This window comes from Metapseudomonas phytobenefica (assembly GCF_043392685.1).
In the GTDB taxonomy this organism is placed as follows: Bacteria; Pseudomonadota; Gammaproteobacteria; order Pseudomonadales; family Pseudomonadaceae; genus Metapseudomonas.
Map to the genome: position 1 here is coordinate 1 of NZ_JBHZGM010000079.1, position 1,242 is coordinate 1,242.

Genomic DNA, 1,242 nt, shown 5'->3' on the forward strand with positions numbered 1-1,242 from the left:
CGCCGGGGTTGCCTTCGAATTCCTGCGACTCACAGCCGACAATCTGCCCGTCGGACATGTAGTTGCAGGGCTTGGAGTCCTTGACGATGGGCGGCTCCGGCGCAAGGCACTGGTCGGGGTTAGGGCAAACGCCCTCCTCGCCTGCCTCGGGATTGCCAACGGGGTAACCCTCGCCCGTGTCGTTATCGACTTCGCCGGTGTAGTTAACAAAAACGGTGCAGTAAGAGCCGTTAGGAACAAGGGTAATCCCCCCTTCCGACTTGGCAGCGGGCAGCTTGCAGTGGTCCACGCCTGACAGCGCCAACTCAGCTACACAGCCCGTCTTGTCGGCAATTGTGGGCGCATGGGGCGTGCCATCACCGTCAAAACGAACGAAAACCTTCTTTGTCCGCGTACCGGTGTTGGCGAGCGCCTTACAGACCGCCGCCTGATCGAGGTCGTCACCGACAACACAGTTGCCCTGGGAGTCGGTGTACTTCGGGGCGCCGTTCGCATCGGTGCCGCACTGTTCGCCGATGTTGGGCGGTGGGGAATCACAGCGCCCCTGCGCCGAGTTGTAGGTATGCCCGGATGGGCAGCTGTCGCCAAAACGACCGACTTTCTCAGATCCAGTGTTGCCGTTCGGATACAAAAACCAACACCGACCGCCCGCGACGTCCATCGAAGAGAGCGACGTGCCCGCCGGCTTATCGTTGGTTATCCAGACCTGACACGCGCCGGCAAAACTGTTGGACGGCGTGAACAGAGGAACGCCCGCCGAACTGACAGGTTGCCAGTAGTAGTCGACCGCCGAGGCGCTACCGGCGACCAGGACCAGGAGCGCGAGGCCCCAACGAAGCATCGAAGCGCGCATCTCACCACCCCCGCAGGATCAGGAAGGCGGACGCCGCGCCCAGGACAAAGAAGGTGTATTCGTAAAGGTTGGTGTAGAACTCGACCATTTCCCTATCCCCTGAAAACGAAGGGGGCCGCAGCCCCCTTTGTTTGCCCTGAACCGGCGTTACTTGATCAGGCCCTTGACCTTACGGATGCCCATGATCCCGGCGGCGATCGCGCAGAGAATCAGGCCGACGGCGGTCAGACCGGCGAGAATGTCGGTCTTGTCGATACCGGCCGCCATGTCGGCCAGACCTTCGGCATACGCTTGTTGGGCCAGCACGGCAGTCGCAACACCGGCACCGGCCAGGGACTTGAGGAAACGTTTGGATGCTTGCATGGTCATTACTCCTTACGGATGAGGTG

The 1,242-nt window shown here is 61.4% G+C and carries 1 protein-coding gene and 1 pseudogene; both read right to left on the bottom strand.

Features of this window, described 5'->3' with window-relative positions; genetic code table 11:
• A pseudogene (locus ACFW0B_RS25815) lies at positions 1-853 on the bottom strand (hypothetical protein); the annotation flags it as partial.
• A gap of 147 nt (positions 854-1,000) precedes the next feature.
• Positions 1,001-1,216: a hypothetical protein gene (locus ACFW0B_RS25820; protein ID WP_449151800.1), complete on the bottom strand. Its 216-nt coding sequence runs from the start codon at positions 1,214-1,216 to the stop codon at positions 1,001-1,003.
• Between the last annotated feature and the right edge of the window lie 26 nt (positions 1,217-1,242).